Annotated in this window: 24 protein-coding genes; 15 read left to right on the forward strand and 9 right to left on the reverse strand. The window is 38.6% G+C overall.

Features of this window, described 5'->3' with window-relative positions; genetic code table 11:
- Window position 1: 1 nt before the first annotated feature.
- Window positions 2–460 (reverse strand): (2Fe-2S)-binding protein, encoded by a 459-nt coding sequence (locus AACZ73_RS18755; protein ID WP_339880257.1) that lies wholly within the window; start codon window positions 458–460, stop codon window positions 2–4.
- Between the two features lie 334 nt (window positions 461–794).
- On the opposite strand from AACZ73_RS18755, the gene AACZ73_RS18760 reads away from it, so the two are divergent.
- The 4 genes from AACZ73_RS18760 to AACZ73_RS18775 all read left to right on the forward strand — a co-directional run bounded on the left by AACZ73_RS18760 (window position 795) and on the right by AACZ73_RS18775 (window position 5,186).
- The gene (locus AACZ73_RS18760) at window positions 795–1,913 is read left to right on the forward strand and encodes an MBL fold metallo-hydrolase (RefSeq protein WP_339880258.1); all 1,119 of its coding nucleotides are present in this window, start codon (window positions 795–797) and stop codon (window positions 1,911–1,913) included.
- A gap of 332 nt (window positions 1,914–2,245) precedes the next feature.
- Complete coding sequence (locus tag AACZ73_RS18765) at window positions 2,246–3,394, forward strand: Gfo/Idh/MocA family oxidoreductase (protein ID WP_339880259.1); 1,149 nt, start codon at window positions 2,246–2,248, stop codon at window positions 3,392–3,394.
- Window positions 3,395–3,643: 249 nt separating this feature from the next.
- Window positions 3,644–4,153: a DUF2911 domain-containing protein gene (locus tag AACZ73_RS18770; protein ID WP_339880260.1), complete on the forward strand. Its 510-nt coding sequence runs from the start codon at window positions 3,644–3,646 to the stop codon at window positions 4,151–4,153.
- Window positions 4,154–4,469: 316 nt separating this feature from the next.
- On the forward strand, window positions 4,470–5,186 hold the full coding sequence (locus AACZ73_RS18775) for a spheroidene monooxygenase (RefSeq protein WP_339880261.1): 717 nt from the start codon (window positions 4,470–4,472) through the stop codon (window positions 5,184–5,186).
- Between the two features lie 161 nt (window positions 5,187–5,347).
- Here the strand turns inward: AACZ73_RS18775 and araD1 are convergent, their stop codons facing one another.
- On the reverse strand, window positions 5,348–6,361 hold the full coding sequence (gene araD1, locus AACZ73_RS18780) for an AraD1 family protein (protein WP_339880262.1): 1,014 nt from the start codon (window positions 6,359–6,361) through the stop codon (window positions 5,348–5,350).
- A gap of 249 nt (window positions 6,362–6,610) precedes the next feature.
- On the opposite strand from araD1, the gene hrpB reads away from it, so the two are divergent.
- Complete coding sequence (gene hrpB, locus AACZ73_RS18785) at window positions 6,611–9,097, forward strand: ATP-dependent helicase HrpB (protein ID WP_339880263.1); 2,487 nt, start codon at window positions 6,611–6,613, stop codon at window positions 9,095–9,097.
- Between the two features lie 182 nt (window positions 9,098–9,279).
- Here the strand turns inward: hrpB and AACZ73_RS18790 are convergent, their stop codons facing one another.
- The 3 genes from AACZ73_RS18790 to AACZ73_RS18800 form a co-directional block, all read right to left on the reverse strand.
- Window positions 9,280–9,912, reverse strand: coding sequence for a hypothetical protein (locus AACZ73_RS18790; protein WP_339880264.1), 633 nt, complete (start codon window positions 9,910–9,912; stop codon window positions 9,280–9,282).
- Between the two features lie 291 nt (window positions 9,913–10,203).
- Window positions 10,204–10,836, reverse strand: a complete 633-nt coding sequence (locus tag AACZ73_RS18795) for a hypothetical protein (protein ID WP_339880265.1) — start codon at window positions 10,834–10,836, stop codon at window positions 10,204–10,206.
- Between the two features lie 51 nt (window positions 10,837–10,887).
- Window positions 10,888–11,415, reverse strand: coding sequence for a HEAT repeat domain-containing protein (locus tag AACZ73_RS18800; RefSeq protein ID WP_339880266.1), 528 nt, complete (start codon window positions 11,413–11,415; stop codon window positions 10,888–10,890).
- 230 nt (window positions 11,416–11,645) lie between these two features.
- Between AACZ73_RS18800 and AACZ73_RS18805 the strand changes: the two genes are divergently transcribed.
- The 3 genes from AACZ73_RS18805 to AACZ73_RS18815 all read left to right on the forward strand — a co-directional run bounded on the left by AACZ73_RS18805 (window position 11,646) and on the right by AACZ73_RS18815 (window position 14,375).
- Entirely contained in the window at window positions 11,646–12,176 is a 531-nt protein-coding gene (locus AACZ73_RS18805) for a hypothetical protein (protein ID WP_339880267.1), read from the forward strand.
- Between the two features lie 201 nt (window positions 12,177–12,377).
- Window positions 12,378–12,770, forward strand: a complete 393-nt coding sequence (locus tag AACZ73_RS18810) for a VanZ family protein (RefSeq protein WP_339880268.1) — start codon at window positions 12,378–12,380, stop codon at window positions 12,768–12,770.
- 165 nt (window positions 12,771–12,935) lie between these two features.
- Complete coding sequence (locus AACZ73_RS18815) at window positions 12,936–14,375, forward strand: alpha-L-fucosidase (RefSeq protein ID WP_339880269.1); 1,440 nt, start codon at window positions 12,936–12,938, stop codon at window positions 14,373–14,375.
- Between the two features lie 119 nt (window positions 14,376–14,494).
- On the opposite strand, the gene AACZ73_RS18820 is transcribed toward AACZ73_RS18815, so the two are convergent.
- The 3 genes from AACZ73_RS18820 to AACZ73_RS18830 all read right to left on the reverse strand — a co-directional run bounded on the left by AACZ73_RS18820 (window position 14,495) and on the right by AACZ73_RS18830 (window position 16,310).
- Window positions 14,495–14,875, reverse strand: coding sequence for a TM2 domain-containing protein (locus AACZ73_RS18820; protein ID WP_339880270.1), 381 nt, complete (start codon window positions 14,873–14,875; stop codon window positions 14,495–14,497).
- Window positions 14,868–15,209, reverse strand: coding sequence for a DUF2752 domain-containing protein (locus tag AACZ73_RS18825; protein WP_339880271.1), 342 nt, complete (start codon window positions 15,207–15,209; stop codon window positions 14,868–14,870). Before AACZ73_RS18825 ends, AACZ73_RS18820 begins: the two co-directional genes overlap by 8 nt.
- A 180-nt stretch (window positions 15,210–15,389) precedes the next feature.
- Complete coding sequence (locus AACZ73_RS18830) at window positions 15,390–16,310, reverse strand: oxygenase MpaB family protein (RefSeq protein ID WP_339880273.1); 921 nt, start codon at window positions 16,308–16,310, stop codon at window positions 15,390–15,392.
- 101 nt (window positions 16,311–16,411) lie between these two features.
- Between AACZ73_RS18830 and AACZ73_RS18835 the strand changes: the two genes are divergently transcribed.
- Together AACZ73_RS18835 and AACZ73_RS18840 are read left to right on the forward strand one after the other, a co-directional pair.
- A complete protein-coding gene (locus tag AACZ73_RS18835; protein ID WP_339880275.1) occupies window positions 16,412–17,290 on the forward strand; it encodes a hypothetical protein in 879 nt (292 codons plus the stop codon).
- A gap of 8 nt (window positions 17,291–17,298) precedes the next feature.
- Complete coding sequence (locus tag AACZ73_RS18840) at window positions 17,299–18,213, forward strand: SMP-30/gluconolactonase/LRE family protein (protein WP_339880277.1); 915 nt, start codon at window positions 17,299–17,301, stop codon at window positions 18,211–18,213.
- 73 nt (window positions 18,214–18,286) lie between these two features.
- Here the strand turns inward: AACZ73_RS18840 and AACZ73_RS18845 are convergent, their stop codons facing one another.
- Window positions 18,287–18,994, reverse strand: coding sequence for a DsbA family oxidoreductase (locus AACZ73_RS18845; RefSeq protein WP_339880279.1), 708 nt, complete (start codon window positions 18,992–18,994; stop codon window positions 18,287–18,289).
- Between the two features lie 245 nt (window positions 18,995–19,239).
- On the opposite strand from AACZ73_RS18845, the gene AACZ73_RS18850 reads away from it, so the two are divergent.
- From AACZ73_RS18850 to AACZ73_RS18870, 5 genes are all read left to right on the forward strand, one after another.
- Window positions 19,240–20,499 (forward strand): aminotransferase class V-fold PLP-dependent enzyme, encoded by a 1,260-nt coding sequence (locus tag AACZ73_RS18850; protein WP_339880281.1) that lies wholly within the window; start codon window positions 19,240–19,242, stop codon window positions 20,497–20,499.
- Between the two features lie 418 nt (window positions 20,500–20,917).
- The gene (locus AACZ73_RS18855) at window positions 20,918–21,601 is read left to right on the forward strand and encodes a GNAT family N-acetyltransferase (protein WP_339880283.1); all 684 of its coding nucleotides are present in this window, start codon (window positions 20,918–20,920) and stop codon (window positions 21,599–21,601) included.
- A gap of 46 nt (window positions 21,602–21,647) precedes the next feature.
- On the forward strand, window positions 21,648–22,841 hold the full coding sequence (locus AACZ73_RS18860) for an argininosuccinate synthase domain-containing protein (RefSeq protein ID WP_339880284.1): 1,194 nt from the start codon (window positions 21,648–21,650) through the stop codon (window positions 22,839–22,841).
- The gene (argC, locus tag AACZ73_RS18865) at window positions 22,834–23,802 is read left to right on the forward strand and encodes an N-acetyl-gamma-glutamyl-phosphate reductase (protein WP_339880285.1); all 969 of its coding nucleotides are present in this window, start codon (window positions 22,834–22,836) and stop codon (window positions 23,800–23,802) included. Before AACZ73_RS18860 ends, argC begins: the two co-directional genes overlap by 8 nt.
- Window positions 23,803–23,957: 155 nt before the next feature.
- Entirely contained in the window at window positions 23,958–25,103 is a 1,146-nt protein-coding gene (locus AACZ73_RS18870; protein WP_339880287.1) for an aminotransferase class III-fold pyridoxal phosphate-dependent enzyme, read from the forward strand.
- Window position 25,104 lies beyond the last annotated feature (1 nt).

Raw genomic sequence — 25,104 nt, forward strand, 5'->3', positions numbered from 1 at the left:
ATTATTCGGATTTAGCAGCCATTGCAACGGCTTCCCTGATTTTATGATAAGTACCACATCTACAGATGTTTCTGTTCATAGCTTCATCTATTTCATCCATTGATGGAGTTGGGTTCTTTTTGAGAAAAGCGGAAGCATTCATTATCTGACCAGCTTGGCAATAACCACATTGGGCTACGTCGACTTCTGCCCAGGCCTTTTGAACTGGATGATCACCATCTTTAGACAGTCCTTCTATTGTAGTGATTTCATCTTCTGTCAAACTTGCTGCTGGTGTGACACAGGAAAACATTGCTTCTCCATTTCTATGGACTGTACATGCGCCGCATTGTGCTATGCCGCAGGAATATTTTGTACCTACTAATCCAAGATGATCACGAAGAACCCAGAGAAGTGGGGTATCTTCTTCTACATCAACCGAATGAGCCTTTCCGTTGATTTTAATGTTTATAACTGCCATGGGTTGTTAATTAAGTTTTGCGTGATTAAGTTAAAGAAAATCAGAATAGTATAGAAACCGACTATCAAAATTTGAATCATTTTCCAAATGTTATCTACTCCTATGGCGAATAGTGGTATTATAATTTGGCGATAAATCACTCCTTTAACCCCTTTCGAGACTTTTGAGGTTAGATTTGCATCAACAAAAAAAACTTTGCAATGAGTCAAGGAATAATCAAATAGAAAATAGTCCTGATATTGCATCTTTTCAAAGACTTTTCAGTTATATCCAATAGTTACCCGATTTAAAGCTTCCTATGCTTAAGTTTTTCCTTAATACATTAAAATATCTGATGATTACAATCATTTCTATCATAGTATTATTTGCCATTCTAGTTTTTCTTTTTGTCAATCTTAGTCCACAATTCGGAGCTAATCCATCGAGGGAAAAGGTTCTCCAGTATGAGAAATTGGACTATTTCGAGGATGGAAAATTCAGTAACCTCATGCCCACGAATATGGATATGGACTTTACTGAAGCTATCAAAATGCTTCCGGAATTTTTTAAAAACGACCCTTCACGAAGACCTGATTTCGAATTACCAATTGAACATAGGGATTCTCTTGAATTGGTGGACAAGAATCATCCTACGCGGCTTGTTTGGTTTGGACACTCATCATTTCTACTTCAAATTGATGGAAAGACTATTCTAATCGATCCTATGTTTGGTGAAGTCCCAGCTCCTAATCCGCTATTGGGGAAAAAGAGATATAGTAAAGAGCTTCCTATTGAAGTTGAGAAACTGCCACAGATTGACATGATTATTATGTCTCATGATCACTACGACCACTTGGATTATGGGTCCATTTTAAAACTGAAGGATAAAACCAGGTCTTTCTACATGCCTTTGGGAATGGGAGCCCATTTCGAGGATTGGGGAGTTGATTCTTCGAAAATTCATGAACTAGGATGGTGGGATGAAATTCAAGCAGATGGGTTGCTCTTGGCTCTCACTCCGGCAAGACATTTTTCAGGTCGTGGCTTAAATAACCGTTTCTCCACCCTCTGGGGATCTTGGGTGATTCAAGGGCAATCTGACAATATATTCTTTAGTGGAGACAGTGGTTATGGCCCACACTTTAAGCAGATAGGTGAGAAATATGGGCCATTCAATTTTGCCATGATGGAATGCGGCCAGTATAATGAGCGCTGGACAGATATTCATATGGTGCCTGAAGAGACCGCCCAAGCGGCGCAGGACGTCAAAGCAAAAATTTTTATGCCTATACATTGGGCTGCTTTTACACTTGCCATGCATTCCTGGACAGATCCTGTTGAACGGGTTTTGGCTAAGGCAAAGGAAATAAATCAGCCGATCTACGTCCCGGAAATTGGAGAATTTATTGAATTGGATAAAAATCTTATCACCACACGTCAATGGTGGATCCAATCATCTTCTCTGTCTAACTAGATGATTTCCAAACATTAGAGCTATAATTTTCTGTAATTAAGACATTACTAATTGTTTTTTAGCGGCAGGTTCTGCTAAAATCAACTTTTGGGAATGGAAATGTTTTAAGGCATTTTTCCTAATTTGAGGTTTGAAAATCAACGGATATTCACTTTTCCTTTAGTATTGAGAAATCCCAACTGAGATATTCAAAACATTGGCATAAGGCTAAGCCTATCTGTGGCTACCTGTACCAGCATTTTTGTCGGTCTAGATCAGTGCTCAGTGGAGATTTTGTGAATAAATACTACCAATAATCATTTTGAACAAATTATAAACAACCTAAAAGACCTATGGCTCAGACTATCAAAGCAGCTATCGTGGGTACCGGATTTATAGGTCCGGCACATTTAGAAGCCCTTAGAAGAATTCCAAACATCGAGGTGATTGGCCTTGTAGAAGTAAATCAGGAAGTGGCGGACGCCAAAGCTTCAGAGCTTGGTATTCCAAATGCTTACACTTTTGAAAATATGCTGAAGGACGACAGCATTGATGTAGTACATATATGTACTCCTAATTTCCTTCATTTTCCACAGTCCAAAGCATGTATGGAAGCTGGAAAGCATGTTGTCTGCGAGAAACCACTTTCAATGACTGTTGAAGAGGCACAAGAACTTGTTGACTTTGCAAAAGAAAAAGGATTGATCAATGCTGTTCATTTCAATCTTCGCTACTATCCTATGGTTCGCCAGATGAAAGTGATGCGTGAGAAAGGTGAATTGGGAGAAGTCTATTCTGTAATGGGATCTTACCTACAGGATTGGCTTTTCTTCAAGACTGACTACAGCTGGAGACTAGATCCAAAGCAATCCGGTGGTTCAAGAGCGGTAGCTGATATTGGCTCTCACCTACTTGACATGACAGAATATGTGACAGGTTTGAAAATCACTGCAGTAATGGCTGATTTCTCCACCGTGCATCCAAAGCGTTTGAAACCTCTAAAAGCGGTAGAATCATTCTCAGGAAAAGAGTTGGATCCTTCGGATTATCAAGAATATGATGTGACTTCGGAAGATTATGCTACCATTCTTCTTCGCTTTGACAATGGCAATACAGGTTCTATCACGGTAAGTCAGATTAATGCTGGACGCAAAAACCGTTTGAATATTGAAATTTCTGGTTCTAAGTCAAGTTTCGAATTCAATGCTGAAAAGCCAAACGAACTTTGGATTGGTAAAAGAGAGACTGCGAACTCTATTTTGATGAAAGATCCTGGATTGATAGATGAAGGTGCTCGCTCTTTGGTAAGTTTCCCAGGAGGTCACCAGGAAGGTTTCCCAGATACTTCCAAGCAACTTTTCAAGGAAGTTTATGCTGCTGTAAGAGAAGGAAAGCAGCCTGAATCTCCTGCTTACCCAACATTCGCGGACGGCTTGAGAGAGTTGATCATCGGTGATGCGATCGTAGAAAGTAACGAGAAAGAAGCTTGGGTGAAGATTTAAATAGTTAGGTGCCGGGTGCTGGATGTTGCGTTTATCCTAAGCTATCGAGTTAAGTAGTTGGGAGTAAGAGTTATCTTCCGTAGATAATGTTTCAAATTTCCAAAGTGATTTAATAAAATATCCATCACCCGGCATCCACTTCACCTATTCTTCAAATACAGTAACCTTTTGGCAGAAATGTCAGTTTGGTGACTAGAGGAATTAATTAATTTCTTTATTTTTCCTATGTAACAATAAAAACCGAAGACAATGAATTTCAAAAAAAGTTTACTAGCCACTGCAGTAATGGCCTTTATCGGACTTGCCGCATTTGCTCAAGAAAAAGCCAGTCCTGCCAAGACTGCTGAAGGAATGGTAGGTGATGCCAAAATCACTATCAATTATAGTAGCCCTGCAGTAAAGGGTCGTACGATTTGGGGGGACCTGGTTCCTTTTAATGAAGTATGGAGAGCCGGTGCAAACGAAGCCACGACTTTCACTACGACGAAAGATATTATGGTACAGGGCAAAAAACTGCCTGCCGGAACTTATGGATTTTTTATAATTCCTAGTGAATCAGGTCAATCCACCTTCATTTTCAACAAAGTTGCTAAGCAATGGGGAGCTTTTGATTATGATTCCAAGGAAGATTTCTTAAGAGTAGATGTTCCCTCAGGAGAAAATTCTACCATGGAAGAGCGTCTTGTATATGAAGTGAAGCCTTCAAGCTTTGAGATCAGATGGGAATACGGAAAAGCATCAGCTACCTTAAGTAATTAACACTTTAGAAAAGAACAATTTAAAAGCCATAGGGAATTAATCCTTGTGGCTTTTTAGTTTGTATAGTGTAATATTTTCCCTTCTAGTTTAATGGCAATAACTATATATATGAAGAGCATTTCATTATTTTTTAAAACAATTATAGGCAAAAATGAATTTGACCTATGATATGAAAGTAGAGTATTCGTAATTACTCCGGCATCTGGTTGCTTTAAGATAAAAGCATATTACTTTTTCGGCATGTCTTTTTATGTTAATCGTTAAGCGAAAAATAGTTTTCATTCTTTTTAAAATAGGTATAAGTAACCCATAAATGATGAGAAATCAAATAGTATCTCAAGTAAGTACGGTGACTTTATTGAGATTTCAAGGATTAAATACCTTTTGGATTTTTGCACAGATGCAAAAAAGCCCGAAAAAACTAGCTAAAGTTCCCGGACTTAACTTCGTAAGATTAATGGGTAGCGGTGGTAAGAATGGTTTTTCCAAAATGCTGAATGTCAACGTTTATGCGCTTCATTGTGTGTGGGAATCGGAAGAATTTGCAGATGCCTTTTTTGAAAAATCTTCTGTCTTTTCAGAATTTAAAAATAGAACAATCGAATTTTACACGGTCTATATGAACGCCATTAGAGCTCATGGTCGTTGGTCCGGCGCAAATCCTTACGAAACCCAAAACTTAACTCCATCGGGACCTGTAGCAGTGATCACCAGAGCAAGAATTAAATTGAAGTTTCTTCCAAAATTCTGGAGGAAAGTACCCTCTTTGGGAAAAAAAGTGGATGAGGTAAATGGATCAATCTATTCTATTGGAATTGGAGAATATCCATGGTTCATGCAGGCTACTTTCAGTATATGGGAAACTTATGAAGCCATGCATAAATATGCTTATGAAAGTCCACTTCATATGGACGTGATCAAGAAGACGCGGGAATTGGGATGGTATGCAGAAGAATTATTTGCAAATTTTATCCCCTATAGAACTGAGGGAACTTGGAGAAATCTCCACATGCACTTGGACAAAAAATTATAGTGCTATAAAACCAAAATTGATGCATTCCCCCAATTCTTGTTTTGTTTCACAACCTGTCCGTGTGATTAGGTATGAATAAAATAATTAATGCTGAAAGCTTTCAAGCCTTACAGTAATATTGATAAGCAATATCTAACTAACTTTTGAGATTAAGGACTCTCTTATAATTCTCCAACTTCGGGGAATTCATAAGGTTTGCCTTTTGCTACTTTTAAATAATTGAATAAGGCTCTCCCCATGCCTTTCCATTCCACAGACATTTTATCGCCATCTTCTAGGATAATTTTATTGCCAAAGCTAAATGCATCTGCTCCGAAAAAATGCACATGGGCCTGAAGAGGAATACGGTGAGAATCATATTTGAAATGATGAAATTCCAGATTTGCCAGATTGTGACACATATTCTTTTGGCCAGTATTGATCTCAGATTTCCAAATCGGTAAACCATTCCGAGAGATTTGTACTTCTCCTGAGTAGCTATCAAAATCAGCGTCAATTACCAGTTCAGGGCCAATGGAACACGTTCTGATTTTGGACGGAGCCAGATAGAGGTAATTTATTTTTTCCATGACATGATCGGAAAATTCATTTCCTGTAGTAAATCCAATTCTCCAAGGCTTTCCTTCTCGGTCAATAATATAAGCACCCGCTATTTCTGGCTCTTCTCCGCCATCCTCACCAAAATAAGGTACTGTCAGTATTTCTCCATGAGCTTTCAATACTCCCCCATTCCCCTTATAAAACCACTCCGGCTGAACACCAATCTCACCTAATGAAGGGTTTCCTCCATTGACTCCCATTTCATACATTTTCAAACTATCTGTCGGTTTTTCTTCTTGGTCACCATGCATAATCTGTCTATTTAGTGCACTGTTGTGGTGAGTAAGACCTGTGCCGGATACCATGCAGTGAAATGGGCTTTCTGGATGGTCAAAAGATGGTAACAATTTCCATTCACTGTTTCCTTCATACACCGAATCGTAAACTAATTTTTCGTCTGTGGCTGCTTCAGAAATTAACCTAGATAATTTATTACCTGAGACCAAAGCAGCTAAGGCTAGTTCGTAGATAGAGCCAAATCCTTTCAAAAATACTAAATCAGGTTCCTGAACTTGAGCAATACTACGGCCATAGGTCGGGTGAAAAAGCTGAACAAGTCTTATCGTATTTATCATGAGAGGGTAATTCTATGTTTGAAGTATTAGTAATAGTGGCTATTAAATTTCCTATAAACTTGCAGAAAGTCAACAGAGCAAAGGTTAAATCTTTTTTTAGATGAAAGGAATTCCCCTGGATCCGAATTAGTTAATTCGTAGTTAGATCTTAATAATCTTTCAGTATTTAAATTAGATTTCTCCTCCATACTGATCGAAATGATTCGATAGAATTAATCTTCTATCAAGAATCCCCTATTTTTGCACCTCATGCTCGAAAATTTTAATCCTTCTTCCTTCGACCTCCCTGTATCGGATATTATTTCGCAAGTCAAATCCCAGCTTTCCAAGTCAAATTCTCTGATCATTCAAGCTCCTCCTGGAGCAGGAAAGAGTACCCTCCTTCCCTTGACTTTGCTGGATGAACCTTGGCTTGCCGGCAAAAAGATTATAATGCTGGAGCCCAGGCGATTGGCAACGAAGACGATTGCTCAGCGTATGGCATCCATGACGGATACTAAGTTGGGCGACTTGATAGGCTATAGAATTAGATTTGAATCTGCTATTTCTGCCAAGACCAGGCTGGAAGTGATTACAGAGGGAATATTGACCCGAATGCTTCATTCTGACAATGCACTGGAAGATGTGGGATTAGTCATCTTTGATGAGTTTCACGAGCGGAATCTTCATTCTGAAGTTGCGCTGGCCCTGATCCGCGAGGTGCAGCAGGTGCTGCGGCCCGACCTAAGGATTTTGCTGATGTCTGCAACGATTGACGCAAAGGTACTTTCAGAAATGCTCAAGTCTACGGTGATAGAAAGCAAAGGCCGACAGTATCCTGTAGAAGTGAATTACATGAATGAGTTGGACGAATATGCCATTGGTGAAGATACAGCTAGGCAGATTATTCCGCTTACAAAGGTTCACGAAGGTAATTTTTTGGTTTTTCTACCTGGACAAGGGGAAATCCGAAAGGCCCAGGAAATTCTGAGAAAAGCACTGCCTGAGGATTTAATCTTGCCGCTTTATGGACAGCTTTCACCAGCAGATCAAAATAGAGCGATAATGCCTAATCCTTCCGGCAAACGAAAGATTGTGCTTTCCACAGACATTGCGGAGACTTCCCTGACCATAGAAGGAGTGAAAGTGGTGGTTGACTCAGGCTTTACCAAATCGTCCAGATTTGATGCAAGGTCCGGCTTATCGAGATTAGTTTTACATAGAATCAGCCAGGACTCCGCAGATCAGCGGTCTGGCCGAGCAGGTCGTTTGACCGCAGGTCATAGCTATAGACTTTGGACAAAAGCCATTCAGAATCAGCTCAACAAATACCGAACGCCCGAATTGATGGAAGCTGACTTGACTGGACTTGTGCTGGATATGAAAGCTTGGGGAAAACAAGATATTCGATCCATGACGTGGCTTACTCCGCCTCCAGCTGGCACTTTGTCTTTGGCAGAAAAAACCTTAGAATCCATAGAAGCAATCGTAGACGGAGAACTTACCCCACATGGAAAGGAAATTCACAAGCTACCTACTCACCCGCGAATCGCCCACATGCTGATCAATGCAGATGAGATTGATCAGCTGGGTTTGGCTACAGATATTGCTGCGATTTTGGATGAAAGAGATCCACTAGGTCCTGATGCAGGAGTTGATTTAAATCTGAGAATTGAAGCCCTTCGCCGGTATAGAAAACATGATGTGAGCATTCCCCGAATAAAAAAGATTGAAAAGATGGCGGCTTCTTACCGTCGAATGTTTTCCATACAGCCAGATAATAGTCCTGTTGATCCATGGCAAACGGGTCTACTACTCGCCTATGCTTATCCAGAACGTATTGCTGCAGCGCGTCCTGGAAATAATGCGCAGTTCCAGTTAGCCAATGGGAAGATAGCCCAGATTGGGCATAAGGATGATCTTGCCCATGAATCATGGCTTGCCGTAGCGCATGTAGATGCACGTGAAGGCATGGGAAAAATCTGGATGGCTGCTCCTATTAATCCTAAGGATTTGGCTCCAATGCTGAAGACAAAGGAAATTTTGAAATGGGATAGAAAAAAAGGTGGCTTGCAGGCGCATTCTGAGATTCGGATTGGATCGATTATCCTTGGCACACGGCCTTTGGGAAAGTATTCTGATTCAGACGTGACAGAAGCACTATTAGATGCAATTCGTGAGGATGGGGAATATTTGCTTGATTTCAACGAAGATGTAGAGCAATTGATTTTTAGAATTCAAAATTTGCAAAGTTGGTACCCTGAGCAATCTTGGCCAAATTGGTCTGTGGCTGAACTTTGCGAAAAACCGGAAACTTGGATAGCGCCTTATCTACAGGGAATTCAAAAAAATGATGATTTTAAAAAATTAAACCTAAGTCAGATTCTTTTGCATTCTCTTGATTTTGAGCAGCAAAAGGAATTGGAAAGACTTGCTCCTAACAGTATAGAAGTTCCTTCTGGGAGCAAAATTAAATTGGAATACAGGAAGGATGATATTCCTTTATTGGCTGTAAGACTTCAGGAACTGTTTGGCTTGCTAGAAACTCCCAAAGTTAACAACGGCAAAGTCAGTGTGCTGATTGAGTTACTCTCTCCCGGCTACAAACCAGTGCAACTCACCCAGGATTTGAAAAGCTTTTGGCAAAACGGATATTTCGAAGTAAAAAAAGAATTGAAACGTCGCTATCCAAAACACGAATGGCCCGAGGATCCAATTTCTGCAGAGGCAGTAAGAGGAGTGAAACGTAAATTTTAAATTAAAATTATGCTCTTAGTTCGTGAGAGGTTTTACACTTTTATACTAGACATGAGATTAATAAGTGACTTTTCTATAATCTAGCTCTCTCTAATAAATGCTTTTTATAGTTTTTATAGTAGAAAAAAATTAATCCTACGAGGTAAATAGATAAGGTTGTTGTTTAAGTTTAAATCTTCATTCTAAGCGGCTTCTGATTTTAGGTTATCCAAATAATTCAGGAATTGAAGAAATGAAGCAATAGTAAATGGGGTCATTTCATTACAATTAATTTTCTCAAGAAATGACTGACGTAGTATGGGATAATAATTTGGATTATATAGTTTGCTCAATGCGGTAACCTTAAATGCCTTCTCTACTAAATTATGAGATTCAAAAGAATCCTCTTTTAGCTTGGAGATTTCTTGCTGTAGTCTGGAGGGATTTATCATTTGGTCAAGCCATTTGAAACCCTCATTTAAAAAAAAATCTTTTTTTGAATGAATGTTTGTAGGATCATTCATTTTTAATAAAGACTTGATTTTTTTTGTGGAAGAATCCCTCAATTTGTTTAACGATTGACTAAAAGTGATTGATTGTTCAGGGTTAAAACTGACCATTGGGACTTGTTTAATGATCAATTCTTCCACAGTATTTATTCGAATTCCTAGGTGATATTCTATTGATTTTCCATTATCTCCATCTGTAATATTTGCATAAATAACCTGTTTTCCATGAGGAAAAACCTTTTCAAAACGTAATAGGGAGGTATTTAGCTTAAATCCATGCTCTTCAAAAAACTTGGAATACTTAATTATTTCTTTCTTTATGTTCATGTAAATTCTACTCTTTAGTAGTAAGCAGAAGTACAATAATGACGCACTTTAAAAATCTTTTTCGAAGATTTTGATGTATATCAAATCTGTCTTTTTAAACTAAAATTAGTCACAATATTTAAACTATAAACCTCTATTAACTATAAAATCGATCTTTCAATATGAAAGCTGGATTGATAAATAACTTATATAATGGAGAATTAAACATGTCGTCAATCATGAATTCGATAATACATTAGCCACATATTAATTGTGTGAATAATCTTATTGAATTTTATAACGAAGAACTAGTTAAGCAGCTACTGATTTGAGATTATCCAAATAATTTAAGAATTGTAAAAATGAAGCTATGGAAAATGGTGTCATTTCTTCAGAATTTATTTTCTCCAAAAATGCTTGACGAAGTACTGGATAATCTGTGGGATTATAGAGTTTGCTTAATGCTGTCGAGCGAAACGCTGACTCAACCAAATTATATGCTTCAAATGGATTTTCCTTATGATTTAAGAATTCTTGCTCTAGAATGATGGGATCTATCATTTGATTTAGCCAATTAAATCCAATTGTTAAAAAGAAATCTTGCACTGAAATAATTTGTTCAGATAAATCATTTCTTCCAGATACTTTGACTCTATCTGTGGACAAACTCCCCAGATTGCTGGGGGATTGGACAAGTGTCATCGAATGTTTTGCATATGTATCGGGTGCCGGAAGATACTTTTGGATCAATTCTTCTATCGCATTGATTCTTATACCAAGATGGTACTCTATATAGCTTTCCCCTTCGAGTTCTACATAATGTACAAAGATAACTTGCTTACCATGTAGGAATTCCCTTTCAAAAAACAATTGAGATTGGTTTAATACAAATCCGTATGTATCAAAAAATTCCGCGTGAAGATCAACAACATCCATTTTTTTCATTGCAACATTCATTTTTTATAGTGTAAAAACACAAAAATCTTGCAAATAAATTTAGTCTTCAGAAAGCAATAGTCTAATTTCCTCTAGGATAGGTTCAACTTCAAGTTTCTTTAATTCCAAACTTCCGGCGTCTTCAGGGTTGTGGAGATAGTGATTCCAGTGTTTCTCTGCTTTTCTCAATGTTCGTGGAGTCATATCAAATTCCACTTCGTCCAGATACATCTTGGCAAGAGTTTGAGATTTAAAATTGCCAAAAAGAAAAACTCTAAAAATATCCACGAAACGCAGACTTAGATCAAATTCCTCCAGGATTTGTACAAACGCACCCTGATGAGCCCTATTTTTCTTATCATTGATTGCCTCAAAAATTGCATCAAGAGATTCTTCGTTAAATGATGATTGCGAGAGAGCTCGGCAAGCCAAATAGGCAACTTCCCAGTTATCACCTTTCACCAGTTCGATTACCGCATCCTTTGCATTTTCATCTATCTTTTTTCCCAATTTCTCTGCAAAATAAAAAGCTTCCTTTTCATTAGGATCACTCATACGGTTGATCAAGCCTTGGATTTCCTCTTCCATGATTATTCGGTTTATTTGCACAAATATAATTGAAAAGCCTGCGCTCAATGATTTCTGGTAACTCAAAGTTAATTAGTCATGAAAAGTACTTGTCTATTCTGAACCTGTCAGAAAGGAATGGTTTACAGAGTAATTTTGAAGTCAATAGACATCAATGGGTCATTTCCAATTCGGATTCCTGGCTTGCACGGGTCTCATTACCTTGGAATTCTCTTCCAAATGAGCTTGGAATGCTGAGCATAAAAGATGATTTCCATTTGGCATTGGTGATGATCCGGGCAGGAATAGCTGTCACAGGTTATTTTCATAATGGCGAAATGATGGATCATAAGGTTTTCAGAGCATATATGGTTCGTCAAAAGCAGGGAAAAAGTCAGATCAAATACCTTAAGACTAAAGGGAAATCCCGGGCTGGATCAAGATTGAGACTGGGTGAATCTGATCAGTTTTTTAATGAGATAAACCAACGACTTCAACAATATGCAGAGAACTTTGCGATTGATATGTGGGGAATCAGTTGCAGTAAAACTCTCTGGCCGTATTTCTTCGGAAGTGAGACACCTACCCCATTTTCGAAAAATGCAGATAATCTTTTCAGTGTGCCTTTTCATGTTCAGCAACCTGATTTTGAAACCTTAAAGGACATCCATAAAAAATTGAACGCAATTCATCTGACTCTTTCTGAAGCTGGGGAAAAGCTATTTGAAGAGAATTTGACAAATAACCCTATATCAGAAGCTGACGATAAGGATGATTGGTAAATTTCTATTAAACTCGATCTTTAAATAATGAAGTTCTATCTGAAAAGTTAGAAGGATTTACACTGGGCTTAAATGGTATTTTAAGAGAATAAATTTTAATTCACCTCAATATAGATTGGTTTCAATGCACACATCTAAAGGAAATTGCGTGAGTACACTCCCAAAATCATCTCTAAGAAAATTATTATAATCTGAAACGGTATGAATAAAAAACAGAATTTGGAGGACAATTATGTTAGGAGAAACCGATGGCTTATTGCTAGCATAATTTTAATATTAGTGGCTACTATGATGCCTGGAGAAGTGGGTGAATCATCCGTCAGATTTGCTGATAAAGTTGTTCATTTTGGACTCTTTTTCTTACTTTCAATCAACATCTGCTTCAAATACCAGCAACATGAAAAACTTATTGAAATAATCGTGTGGGGAATTTTTTTCGGCTTAATGACAGAGGTGATGCAGCAATTTGTACCGGAAAGAGATATGGATTTATACGATGGAATCGCTGATACTTTAGGGGTAATTGTAGGTTTGTACATCTACAAAAACAACTCAAAGAAGTTTGATAAGTTACTGATAAAATTAGGGGCATAATTCTCATCTGTCTTTTGTATTCAAATTGAGATAAACCAAAGCCTTGTATCTACAAAGCTGCACCACCTAAGAATTTTATATTTTTCCATCTTGTAAGCCTTCGCTCTTGCATTTACCTTTATTCCAAAAAAATAAAAAGCATTTATTTTATCCTTATTCTTTGTCATGCCTAAAAAATACTATTGGCTACTAGTGAGTTTATCTGCGATCACTATCCAAGTCAACGCGCAGAATACACTACATGCCACTTCAAGTGAATATGAATACCCTTCTGATCCTAAAGTTGTAGAAAAACTTGAAAAATGGAGAGATCATAAATTCGGAATATTAATTCACTGGGGAATTTATGCCGTTCCTGGAATTGTTGAGTCTTGGAGCATTGTTAACGAAGACTGGATAAATAGAAAAGATACTACCCAGTCCTACGAGGAATATAAGGAATGGTATTGGGGCTTGAAAGACAAATTCAACCCCACTGCATTTGATCCAAAACAGTGGGCTGACGCTGCTGCCAAAGCTGGGATGAAATATGTGGTATTTACCACAAAGCACCACGATGGTTTTAATATGTTTGACACGCGGTTCACAGACTATAAAATTACAGACGGAGCTTTCAAAGACAATCCTAAGGCAGATGTAGCGAAGCATGTCTTCGAGGCATTTCGTGAAAAAAAGATGATGATAGGAGCTTATTATTCCAAACCCGATTGGCATTCACAGTATTACTGGTGGAGCTACCGCGCTACTCCCGACCGCAATGTAAATTACGATATTCGCAAACATCCTTGGAGGTGGAACCAGTATGTAGATTTCACGCATAATCAACTCAATGAAATCACAAGTAACTATGGTGATATAGATATCCTATGGCTTGACGGTGGCTGGGTAAGGCCAAAATCAACAATAAATGATGAGGTAATAAGCTGGGGAGCACCTATACCGGAATTTGACCAGCAGATAAATATGCCGAAAGTGGCTGAGATGGTAAGAAAAAATCAGGAAGGCATATTGATAGTAGATCGCACAGTTCATGGTCCCTTTGAGAATTATAGAACTCCTGAGCAAGGAATTCCAGCGACAATGTCAGCAGATCCATGGGAAAGTTGCATCACACTGGGTGGAGCTTGGGGATACGTGCCAAATGATAAATTCAAGCCTTCCCAAAAAGTCATCCATCTGCTGATTGAAATCGTAGCAAAAGGTGGAAATTTATTATTGGGAGTCGGACCGACAGCAGATGGTGTATTCTTACCTGAGCAGGTTTCCAGATTGGAAGAAATTGGGAAATGGCTAGAGGTTAATGGAGCAGGTATTTACTATACAAGAGCAACAGAATCTTTTCAGGATGGAGAAGTCTTTTTCACAAAGGGAAAGAATGATGAAATGTTTGCGCTGATACCTCTTAAGGAAGATGAAAAGCTCAAAGAGACAATCACATGGACTGTAAACCCACCAAAAAAAGGTAGTGACCTTTTTATTTTGGGTGAAAAGCAACCCTTAAAATGGAAATCAGAGAATGGAAAAACTGTAATTAGTATTCCCAAGAAATTACAAGAGAAGCTTTCATCAACTCCTGCAATAGTGATCTCTTACAAAGGAATTTAGGTAAGGATTTTTCTGTGGTTTGTCAAGGTTGAGAATGAAACTTCTGAGATTCTTGAAAGCTCAGGTTATAACAAAAAAGCCGGAAGTAATTCCGGCTTTTGCATTATTCAAATTTGCAATTATATAGTGGTGTTGGTAACATCACCAGGGTAACTCGCATTTAGCATATTCATAGTCTCATGAGCAACTTTAATGTTGTATTCATAAGCTAGACTTTTGTAGTTGACCAAATCAACGATGGTACCTATAAAGCACAATCCAATGGTCAAAATATAAAGAATTCCCAGGCCAATTTGTCCTAGAATAAATCTGTGTAGCCCTGCAAATCCAAAGAAACCAAGAAGAGTTAAAATCAAAATCATTTGGGCATCTTTTCTTCTTGCACGATAAACCTGTGCGAAAAGAGAAGCTTGATCCTCGTCCATGTTTTTCATCAAACCCTGGATGTAGCCCAGTTCCATTCCTTCCAATTCAGGAAGATGTCTTAATACATTAGCCATAATTGTGTGTTGTTTTTAAGTTTTTAATTAGTTGCCTGATTCGAGAGATTATCACCACATACGCCAATAAAGCAAGCGGATGCATATTCCAGGAAGCTTGTAACTCTCCTCTCGCAAGTAGATTCATAGACCTCCCTAACCCACATCCTGGACACCACTCAAATCCCAGCTGACTCAATGGGCAGAGACTTAAGTGACTGCTTGCATGAGGATCCAGGAGAAGAACTGCAACTATACTTCCGATCCAAAAGATCAGCTCAAGCGGCAAGTTTGACATCCATTGGGTGATTACCTTCATGTTGTACTTAGTTACGAAAAAGGTGCCATTGATCATAACAGGCCCTATTTGCCTATTTTAAGAGTTATGATCAACTGAGGTGAATGCAAACGTACATAAAAGTGTTCGTTTATGAACGGTTCAATTCAGGTAATTTGATGGCTAAGGGCTCCCCAAAAATTGCTAATTGATTTAACCTAAACTGTCTTTCAATCTGGCTATATCCTTTGTTACTTCCTAATTCTTCCAACCTGAAAATTTGAAAACTAACCCAAGCAAATCTCCATTGACTGGGATTGAAGTCTGAATATTCAAAGATTTTGATGCTTCATGCCCCAGAAAAAAATTCAGGATTGGCTTTATTTGTGAGCCAATTAAAGCATCTGGAATGCTTATTTTATAGTAGCTGATCAACGCATTAATCAATTGCTGACCTGCATCCGATGCTTTTAAATGCCGCTTACGAATAAGTTTTTCTAGCGCATATGCCTCCTTTGGGTCATCTGGCCAGTACTTTTCCTGAATACCCATTAATCTTCCAACCCATTTCCAATATGCCATAATTAGCGATATTTCGTCAGCACTTACCTTAAATCCCATTTTCTTCCAGCCTCGGATGACGATTAGGCTAAATGAAAGATTTGTTCCTATCAGATCTTCCTGATTTATGGGTTTACCAAATGCTGTATCCCAATCCACGGCATAATGTAAAATAAAGTAACGGCTGAAAGCATGTATCAAACGTACTTTGGCACAAGTAAGGAAGGCTTTCTTTTTTGTGAGAAATGCGCCCGGTTCGAAAATATCCAATATGAAGCTGCCTGTTTCTCCTAACCTGCGACCTATATCACTTAGGATACGCTTGGATCTTACTAGCACTTCTGCCCCATCTCCAAATGCGTAAGCATAAGGAAGAGAGTAAAAGCCGAGCATAGCTAGATATAGATCGCCTTTGTCACTAAAAAGTCGTTGGCCTTTTACCAAAATTTCCTCAGGGATATCTTGCTGGAGGTGATAAAAATTAAAGAAATCATGAAATTCTTGAGGATAAATATTTTCGAATTTTGGAGGAATCTCAGTCCAGCTATTTATTTCTGTAATCAATTCTGGTTTTTTCACCAATTCCATAACCAGCTGATCTGCAAGTGGATCTTGCATAAGCCGCAGCTGATCAAATTCAATGTTCTTGTATAGTTTTAATTTGCTCACATCATTTTAACCTTGATTTTGTACTTTGGTTGATAAATTTTGATAATCAGATGAAAAAGAATTTATACTTCACCTTAATTTATTTTTTAATTTCCTGCCTTTCAGGTTTCGCCCAAAGCGGAACTGACCTTTGGGTGATCAATACCAGCGGAAAAGGAAGTAGTCTTAAATTATTGACTGAAACTGCACATACTCTCACAGATCGTCCTGAATATGATAATCAACCAAGTTTTATAAACGAATATCAGTTAGTATTCTCAGCTGCGGATGAGAATGGAAACCACGATATCATCGTCTATAATTTCGAATCGGATAAATTCACCAACCTTTCCAAAACGTCCGACCGGAGTGAGTTTTCACCAAGTATCACTGATTGTGGAATGTATATCGCAGCAGTGGTCATGGAAACTGATAAGAAACAAAGGATCTGGCTATATCCTACCAGTTTTGAGCCTGCAGAATTGCTTTATGATGACATTGAACCAGTTGGATATTACGATTGGTATGATAATAAAGCTGCTATGTTTGTGTTAGGGAACCCTAATAAATTGATATATGCGAGAGGCAGAAACGATCTGATAGAAATTGATACTGCGATCTCGAGATCCGTTAAAAAACGCCCTAAGACTTCAGAAATCACTTATCTTTCTGAGCCTACAGAAGGTCAGGCTGGAGTCATTAAAAGTTATGATATAGAAAATGGTAATCGAGATGCATATTTTGAAGGAATATCGGGTTCTCAGGACTTTATTTGGTTGGATAAAAATTACCTGTTGATGGCTAAAGAGAATGAGATATTTATCAGAAAATACAAATCTCCGGAATGGAAATCACTTGGAGTGGTAAATTCCACCACACATGAAAATATTACCCGAATGGCCTACAGCGAGGATCTTGATGTGCTCGTGGTCACAATGAATAGAAAATAAAACACACTATGAACCCTATTAAATCAACCTTATTTATGACTGCGCTACTTATTGGAGTGCAGGGATTCTCTCAAGAAATAGAAGACAAAAAAGGCATTGTAGCAAAAAATGCTGAATTGGTAAAAGTCCAAGACGGATTTGAGTTTACTGAAGGTCCGGCTGTAAATCGTTTTGGAGATGTATTCTTTACTGATCAACCCAACAACAGGATACATAAATGGAATGCTTTATCCAACGAAGTCAGCGTATTCAAAGAAGATGCAGGAAGATCAAACGGAATGTACTTTACCTTGGACGGAACCTTAATAGCTTGTGCAGATAATAAAAATGAACTTTGGGCATTTGATACCGAAGGCAATCATGAAGTATGGATTACAGCTTTCAAAGGCAAAAAATTAAATGGGCCAAATGATCTATGGGTTCGCCCTAAAGGTGGAATATATTTCACCGACCCGCTATACCCGCGTCCTTACTGGGAAGGAAGAAGCGAGGAATCTGAGCAGGACGGTCAGGATGTATATTTCCTTTCTGCTGACAAAACTGAGCTTTTTAAAGTTGCAGATGACTTAGTGAAGCCAAATGGAATCGTAGGAACACCGGACAGTAAATATCTGTATGTTTCAGATATTGGAGCAAAAAAGACCTACAAATATGAGGTACGTGATGATGGTTACTTGATCAACAAGGAGCTTTTTTGTGAAATGGGTTCAGATGGAATGACAATAGATGAGCGAGGAAATGTATATCTCACTGGTGACGGAGTTACAGTCTTTGATCGCAAAGGAGAACAAATTGCACATATTCCAGTTCCTGCCGGCTGGACTGCAAATGTTGTTTTTGGTTCATTGGAGAGAAATACCTTATTTATTACCGCTATGGACGCTGTGTATACTTTGAAAATGAAAAATAGAGGGGTTTGGTAACATTATGTCTTCCTGCAAAACAAAAAACGGCTGTAGAGATACAGCCGTTTTTTGTTAGTAGTCAATATAATTATTAACAATTCTTGTCATCCACATCACAAGCTTCCCCATCGCCTTCCGACATTTCAAGAACTGGATTTGTCTTTGCAAATTCATTCCAAGCTTTTTCCAAAGTCTGGTCAAAAACCTCGTCAGGCTGTGCACCCGAGATTCCAAACTTTCTATCCAATACAAAGAATGGTACTCCCCTTACTCCAAGCTGACGCGATTCATAAATATCCTTATCTACCTCATTTTCGAACTTATCTGAATTCAGTACTTCTATGACAGCATTATCTTCCAAGCCAAATTCTTTTGCTAAGCTTAGTAAAGCGGTATTATCATCTATATTGATCGAATCAGTAAAATAAGCTTTGAGCAAGCTTTCCTTCATCTCATCCCCTTTTCCTACGGTTTTAGCCAGATGCAAAAGTCTGTGAGCTTTCTTGGTGTTTGCTACTACTGTTTTGTCCAGATGAAATTCCAAGCCTTCCTGCGCAGCCATATTGGCAACATTGGCAGTGATTTCCTTTGTTTGTTCCAGTGACCATCCCTTTACTTCAGACAGATATTCCTGCGAACTCTTGTTTGGTTGGGTGACCTGATCTGGATTTAACAAAAAACTTTTCCATTCAATTTCTATTTTATCTTTCTGAGGAAATTTTTCAATTGCCTTTTCTATTTTTCTTTTTCCGATGTAACAAAATGGACATGCCACATCTGACCATATTTCTATTTTCATAGCTAAATTCTTTAATTAACTTATGATGAAATAGAAATTAAGCCAAAAGAGTTCATCCGATTTGAAAACCAAAGAATGCCCGTCCTGCGCTATGGAGATCGATTCCAAAGCAAAGATTTGCCCAATATGTAAGTTCGAGTTCCCTCAGAGATCCCCTTGGATTACTTGGGTTGCGATCATATTATTAATTGTTTGGATCATAAGCTATATACTTTGACCAATCCAACTTCAATTCCTCTACAGCTATGAACAAACGTAAATTCTTAAAGTCTTTAGCCTTTTTAGGTATTGGACCTGGTTCTTTTTTTTCTCCAGTAAAAGCACAGGCAAAATCAATTGCAGAAATCGACCCCAATGCTGCTGACTTCTGGGATCAAATCCGTGCTGCTTATAAGCTCAAACCTGATTACATCAATCTTGAAAATGGTTATTACTGCTTTTTGCCCGAAGACACTCTAGAAAATTATATCAAGCATCTACGAGAGGTGAATTATCAAGCTTCCAATTATATGAGGACGGTGCAATGGGATAATAAAGCCAAAAGCGCTGCAATGGTTGCGGATCTTGTTGGAGCCTCTCCGGAAGAAGTCGTACTGACTAGGAATACAACTGAGTCTATTGATTTAATTATCTCAGGCTATCCTTGGCAAGCGGGTGATGAAGCCATCGTATCAAATCAGGATTATGAAAGCTTGCTTAATATGTTTGAGCTAGCGGAAAGACGCTATGGAATTAAGGTCAAGAAGATAGATATTCCGATGCATCCTGAAAACGATGAAGAAATAATAGCTGCTTACGAAAAAGCGATGACTCAGAATACGAGGTTGTTAATGGTGCCGCACATTGTAAATATCACAGGACATATTTTGCCAGTTAGGAAAATTGCTGATATAGCCCACAGTTACGGGGCTGAAATCATGCTTGATGGAGCTCATGCAGTTGGTCATTTTGATTTCAATATCTCTGAGTTGGATTGTGACTATTACGGTTCTAGCCTTCACAAATGGCTTAGCGTTCCTCTTGGGTGCGGTATGCTCTATGTTAAAAAAGGCAAGAGTACACAAATCCGACCGCTTCTAGCTCCTTATGAACTGGATCAAAAGACACTTCTAAATCTTAATCACACGGGAACACACCCAGTCTCTACAGATTTATCTGTGATCGATGCGCTCAACTTTCACAATAAAATGGGAAGCAGGAAAAAGGAAGATCGACTGAGATACATTCAGCGCTACTGGTCTGATAAAGTAAGAGATCTCCCAGGAATAAATGTGAATACCCCAAAAGATCCGCATCGCTCCTGTGCTATAGCAAATGTGGGTTTGGATGCAATGACCCCGGCAGACATGGCCAAGACACTTATGGATAAGTACAAAATTTTTACAGTAGCGATAAATGGGTCTGGAGGTGTAAACGGCTGTAGGATTTCCCCAAATGTTTATACATCAGAGGCTGAAATGAATAAATTTGTTGCTGCTTTGAAAGAAATGTCCGGTAATGCTTAAAAATTTTAAGCCATTTTTAATTATTATATCTTCAATCAGTCACCAAATAATATTTTGCAAAGTCCTATTTTAGGAAGATAGCGCACACGACTTTTCGATTTCCATAAAAATTCAACTATTCCTTCAAATTTTTCATTAAAACTCTTGCATTTTCCTTGCTAAGGAATGAATTTTGCGTCCCTATTACGCATGACACAAGTAAATCACATAGCTCCTTCTTTCACACCAGCTACTAAAGTAGTGGTGAAAGGTTATGCTATTGCTTTTTCCACTCCGTTAAGGACGTGTAGATTTTTCTATAGGGTTTAACCCTATGTTGAATTTTTGTATTCCTACGTGGAGTACGTGCCCGCCCTTTTACACTTTGATTTATTTACCAATTTTCCGATTCAATCGGAATTAACACATGCAATCCCTAATGGATAACATTTCATTTCAGATTATTGTAGCCAATCCTACTCACAAGGTTTATTCCACTCAGATTACTGATGAGATGGAAAACTCTGCAAAGGCCCGTGGTACTGGTATAGCCAAGCGTAGCCCAGCTTATGTGGAAACCAAAATGGATGAAGGTAAGGCTGTGATCGCATTAACCTCAGATAGTAAATGGGCAGGATTCTGCTACATTGAGGCTTGGGGTCATGGCAAATACGTTGCAAACTCAGGTTTGATCGTTTCTCCAGAATACAGAAAATATGGTCTTGCCCGCAAGATCAAAAATGAAGTGTTTAAACTCAGCCGTAAAAAATATCCTGATTCTAAGATTTTTGGATTAACTACGGGAGCTGCAGTGATGAAAATAAACTCGGAGCTCGGCTATATCCCAGTTTCCTACTCAGATCTTACAGATGACAATGAGTTCTGGAAAGGCTGTCAAAGTTGCGTCAATTACGAAATCTTAATGAGCAAAAACAGACAAAACTGTCTTTGCACAGCGATGCTATATGACCCTAATTCAAAGAGAAATCACACTCAGGAATTAGCACTAAGAGACGATTTCAATAAGGAACTTAAGTTGTTTGATCGCTGGGTAAGATTAAAGAAATATGTGATGCTTAAATTGAATAAGTCTAAGGACACTATTTCAAGCATCTTTTTATAAATCAATTCTTCCTTACTTAACTTATAGGAAGCAAAACCTTAATCACATGAAAAAAATAGTTTTAGCATATAGTGGAGGCCTGGATACCACATTTTGTGCCCTACATCTTTCCAAAGAATTAGGATATGAAGTGCATGCAGTTTTGGTAAACACTGGCGGATTTTCGGAAGAAGAATTGAAAGATATTGAAGAAAGGGCAAACGGTTTGGGAGTAGCTTCTTTCAAGACACTTCACGTGATGGATACTTATTACAATGAGGTGATCAAGTATTTGGTTTTCGGTAACGTACTGAAAAATCAGACCTATCCCCTTTCTGTATCCGCTGAGCGTATTCTTCAGGCAAAATCTCTAGCTGAATATGCGAAATCAATCGGTGCAAAGGCTGTGGCACACGGGTCTACTGGTGCAGGGAATGATCAAGTTCGTTTTGATATGATATTCCAAACGATCGTTCCAGACATTGAGATCATCACTCCTATCCGTGACTTGAAATTGAGTCGTGCTGAAGAAATTGACTATTTGAAAAAGCATGGCGTGTCGATGAACTTCGAAAAAGCTGCTTATTCTATTAATAAAGGTATCTGGGGAACATCAGTTGGTGGAAAGGAAACGTTGACATCTTCTGATTACTTACCGGAAAATGCCTGGCCAACTCAGGTTACTGAAACTCAACCGAAGGAAGTGAAATTGACTTTTGAGGCAGGTGAGTTAAAAGGAATAGATAACACCAGCTTTGATAATCCAGTAGATGCTATCCAAGCTCTTCAGGCCATGGCAGCTCCTTATGGAATCGGACGTGACATTCACGTTGGTGATACGATCATCGGTATCAAAGGCCGCGTAGGATTTGAAGCAGCAGCACCATTGATCATCATCAAAGGTCATCAATTGCTCGAGAAACATACACTTACGAAGTGGCAGCTTTTCTGGAAAAATCAATTGGCTGAATTCTACGGTAATCACCTGCATGAAGGACATTACCTTGATCCTGTGATGAGAAACATGGAAGAATTCATGGAAAGCACTCAGACTTATGTATCTGGCGAGGTGAAAGTTTTACTTCAGCCATACAGATTCACATTACTTGGAATCACTTCTGACCATGATTTGATGTCCAACAAGTTTGGTAGTTATGGCGAAATGAACAAAGGTTATACAGCTGAAGATGTAAAAGGCTTCACACGCATATTGGGTAATCAGACGTCTATTTTCCATAAGGTAAACTCAGGCAATGACTAAAATAAAAACAGCGATTATAGGCGCGGCAGGATATACGGGAGGCGAATTACTTCGTCTTCTTGTACATCATCCTGCCTGCGAACTGGTCTACGTACATAGCAATAGCCAAAAGGGCAAAAAAGTAGCTGAGGTTCATCCTGATCTCATTGGAGACTGTGATTTGGTCTTTACGGACGAAGTTCAAACTGCAGGAATTGACGCTGTATTCCTAGGATTACCTCATGGTGAGACCAAAGGATTCTTGGAGAAAAACACCTTTTCCCTTGAGACAGTTTTGATTGATTTATCTACCGATTTCCGTGATGAGTCAAATGGCTTTACTTATGGACTTCCAGAAGTAAATGCTGCAAAAATCAAGAACGCTAAGAAGATCGCTAATCCAGGTTGCTTTGCCACTGGAATTCAGTTGGCGTTGCTTCCTGCTATTGCAAAAGGCTGGGTGAAAAGCACAATTCAGATCTCTGGAATCACTGGAAGCACTGGTGCTGGGAAGAAACTTGCTGAGACATCCCATTTCAGCTATAGATCTTCAAATATGTCTGTCTATAAGCTTTTTACGCATCAGCATCTAAAGGAAATAAACCAGACTTTCAAGCAACTAAATACAAGCTTTTCTTCTGAGGTTCTATTTGTTCCATATCGTGGAAACTTTCCTAGAGGCATTTGGATTACGGCTTATTTCCCATTCGAAGGAACTCAGGAAGAAGCTGTAGCAGCTTACAAAGAGTTCTATAAGGATGCGGCATTTACCCATGTTTCTGACATCGACATTGACATGAAGCAAGCCGTGAACACAAATAAAGCGATTGTCTACGTGCAGAAAGAAGCAGGTCAATTGGTGATCTATTCTGCTATTGACAACTTGCTCAAAGGAGCTTCAGGGCAGGCAGTTCAGAATTACAACTTGGCATTTGGACTCGAGGAGAGGATGGGCTTGAATCTGAAAAGTGTAGCGTTTTAAGATATTTAAAGCTAGACACAAGATTTAAGATTTGGTAAGTGCTACTTCGAAATTCAGTATTTAACATTTCTCATTCATTATTCTTCAATTTTGAAATAGATCTATGAGGTACAGTATTTACCTCGTACTTCGAAAGTCGTAATTCGTAAATCCTCATGAAATTATTCGATGTTTATCCCCTGATCCCGGTGACCATAGCAAAGGCTGATGGAGCAAAACTTTGGGACGAAAACGGACAAGAATATATAGATCTCTATGGAGGTCACGCTGTGATTTCCATTGGCCACACGCATCCACACTATGTGCGGCGTATAAAAGATCAGTTAGATCAAATCGCCTTTTACTCAAATTCAGTTCAGATTCCAATTCAAAAGCAATATGCTGAAAAATTGGGTGAGCTTTCAGGTTATCCCGACTATGAACTTTTCCTTTGTAATTCCGGCGCTGAAGCAAATGAGAATGCAATCAAGCTTGCATCTTTTGCTACAGGGAAATCTGGCTTTATAGCTTTTTCCGGAAGTTTTCACGGGAGAACATCTGGTGCTGTCGCTCTGACAGACAATCCAAAAATCGTTGCTCCTTGCAATGCACGCGAAGATTTTCATATCCTTCCTTGGGAAGATTTAGAGGCTGTAGAAGAGGCTTTGAAATCAAATGAAATAGCAGGAATTATTATTGAAGGCATACAAGGTGTAAATGGAATTCAAGTTCCAAGTGCAGAATTCCTTCAGGGATTAGCTTCACTTGCCAAGAAATATGAGGCAAAATTGATTTTGGACGAAGTCCAATCAGGATTTGGTCGTACAGGAAAATTCTTTGCACATCAATTGGTAGATGGAATTGGTCCCGATATCATCAGCATGGCAAAAGGTATGGGAAATGGCTTTCCTATCGGTGGGATCTTGATTTCTCCAGCTTTCAAAGCTTCATACGGACTTCTTGGAACCACTTTTGGAGGCAATCACCTGGCATGTGCAGCTGGATTGGCAGTTGTGGAAGTTATTGAAAAGGAAAACCTATTGGAAAATGCTTCTGAACTTGGCGAGAAGCTTTTAGAAGAATTGAAAGGAATTGCTGGAATCACTGCTATTCGAGGTACAGGCTTGATGATCGGTATCGATCTTGACCGTGAAGCTGGACCAGTACGATCAGAATTAGTGAAGAAATACCACATGTTCACAGGAAGTGCCGCAGGAAAGAATACGATAAGACTCCTGCCTCCTTTAAATATCGAGTGGAATCAATTAAATTCGTTTATATCCGCATTAAAAGAAATCTTAAGTCAATCCCCTACCAGTTAAC

Origin of the sequence: uncultured Algoriphagus sp. (assembly GCF_963974835.1) — a bacterium.
GTDB lineage: Bacteria > Bacteroidota > Bacteroidia > Cytophagales > Cyclobacteriaceae > Algoriphagus.

What these genes read in the sequence shown, in the direction of transcription:
- AACZ73_RS18755 (WP_339880257.1), bottom strand. Translation starts at nt 460, where the DNA reads ATGGCAGTTATAAACATTAAAATCAACGGAAAGGCTCATTCGGTTGAT.
- AACZ73_RS18760 (WP_339880258.1), top strand. Translation starts at nt 795, where the DNA reads ATGATTACAATCATTTCTATCATAGTATTATTTGCCATTCTAGTTTTT.
- AACZ73_RS18765 (WP_339880259.1), top strand. Translation starts at nt 2,246, where the DNA reads ATGGCTCAGACTATCAAAGCAGCTATCGTGGGTACCGGATTTATAGGT.
- AACZ73_RS18770 (WP_339880260.1), top strand. Translation starts at nt 3,644, where the DNA reads ATGAATTTCAAAAAAAGTTTACTAGCCACTGCAGTAATGGCCTTTATC.
- AACZ73_RS18775 (WP_339880261.1), top strand. Translation starts at nt 4,470, where the DNA reads ATGAGAAATCAAATAGTATCTCAAGTAAGTACGGTGACTTTATTGAGA.
- araD1 (WP_339880262.1), bottom strand. Translation starts at nt 6,361, where the DNA reads ATGATAAATACGATAAGACTTGTTCAGCTTTTTCACCCGACCTATGGC.
- hrpB (WP_339880263.1), top strand. Translation starts at nt 6,611, where the DNA reads ATGCTCGAAAATTTTAATCCTTCTTCCTTCGACCTCCCTGTATCGGAT.
- AACZ73_RS18790 (WP_339880264.1), bottom strand. Translation starts at nt 9,912, where the DNA reads ATGAACATAAAGAAAGAAATAATTAAGTATTCCAAGTTTTTTGAAGAG.
- AACZ73_RS18795 (WP_339880265.1), bottom strand. Translation starts at nt 10,836, where the DNA reads ATGAAAAAAATGGATGTTGTTGATCTTCACGCGGAATTTTTTGATACA.
- AACZ73_RS18800 (WP_339880266.1), bottom strand. Translation starts at nt 11,415, where the DNA reads ATGGAAGAGGAAATCCAAGGCTTGATCAACCGTATGAGTGATCCTAAT.
- AACZ73_RS18805 (WP_339880267.1), top strand. Translation starts at nt 11,646, where the DNA reads ATGCTGAGCATAAAAGATGATTTCCATTTGGCATTGGTGATGATCCGG.
- AACZ73_RS18810 (WP_339880268.1), top strand. Translation starts at nt 12,378, where the DNA reads ATGAATAAAAAACAGAATTTGGAGGACAATTATGTTAGGAGAAACCGA.
- AACZ73_RS18815 (WP_339880269.1), top strand. Translation starts at nt 12,936, where the DNA reads ATGCCTAAAAAATACTATTGGCTACTAGTGAGTTTATCTGCGATCACT.
- AACZ73_RS18820 (WP_339880270.1), bottom strand. Translation starts at nt 14,875, where the DNA reads ATGGCTAATGTATTAAGACATCTTCCTGAATTGGAAGGAATGGAACTG.
- AACZ73_RS18825 (WP_339880271.1), bottom strand. Translation starts at nt 15,209, where the DNA reads ATGATCAATGGCACCTTTTTCGTAACTAAGTACAACATGAAGGTAATC.
- AACZ73_RS18830 (WP_339880273.1), bottom strand. Translation starts at nt 16,310, where the DNA reads ATGCAAGATCCACTTGCAGATCAGCTGGTTATGGAATTGGTGAAAAAA.
- AACZ73_RS18835 (WP_339880275.1), top strand. Translation starts at nt 16,412, where the DNA reads ATGAAAAAGAATTTATACTTCACCTTAATTTATTTTTTAATTTCCTGC.
- AACZ73_RS18840 (WP_339880277.1), top strand. Translation starts at nt 17,299, where the DNA reads ATGAACCCTATTAAATCAACCTTATTTATGACTGCGCTACTTATTGGA.
- AACZ73_RS18845 (WP_339880279.1), bottom strand. Translation starts at nt 18,994, where the DNA reads ATGAAAATAGAAATATGGTCAGATGTGGCATGTCCATTTTGTTACATC.
- AACZ73_RS18850 (WP_339880281.1), top strand. Translation starts at nt 19,240, where the DNA reads ATGAACAAACGTAAATTCTTAAAGTCTTTAGCCTTTTTAGGTATTGGA.
- AACZ73_RS18855 (WP_339880283.1), top strand. Translation starts at nt 20,918, where the DNA reads ATGGATAACATTTCATTTCAGATTATTGTAGCCAATCCTACTCACAAG.
- AACZ73_RS18860 (WP_339880284.1), top strand. Translation starts at nt 21,648, where the DNA reads ATGAAAAAAATAGTTTTAGCATATAGTGGAGGCCTGGATACCACATTT.
- argC (WP_339880285.1), top strand. Translation starts at nt 22,834, where the DNA reads ATGACTAAAATAAAAACAGCGATTATAGGCGCGGCAGGATATACGGGA.
- AACZ73_RS18870 (WP_339880287.1), top strand. Translation starts at nt 23,958, where the DNA reads ATGAAATTATTCGATGTTTATCCCCTGATCCCGGTGACCATAGCAAAG.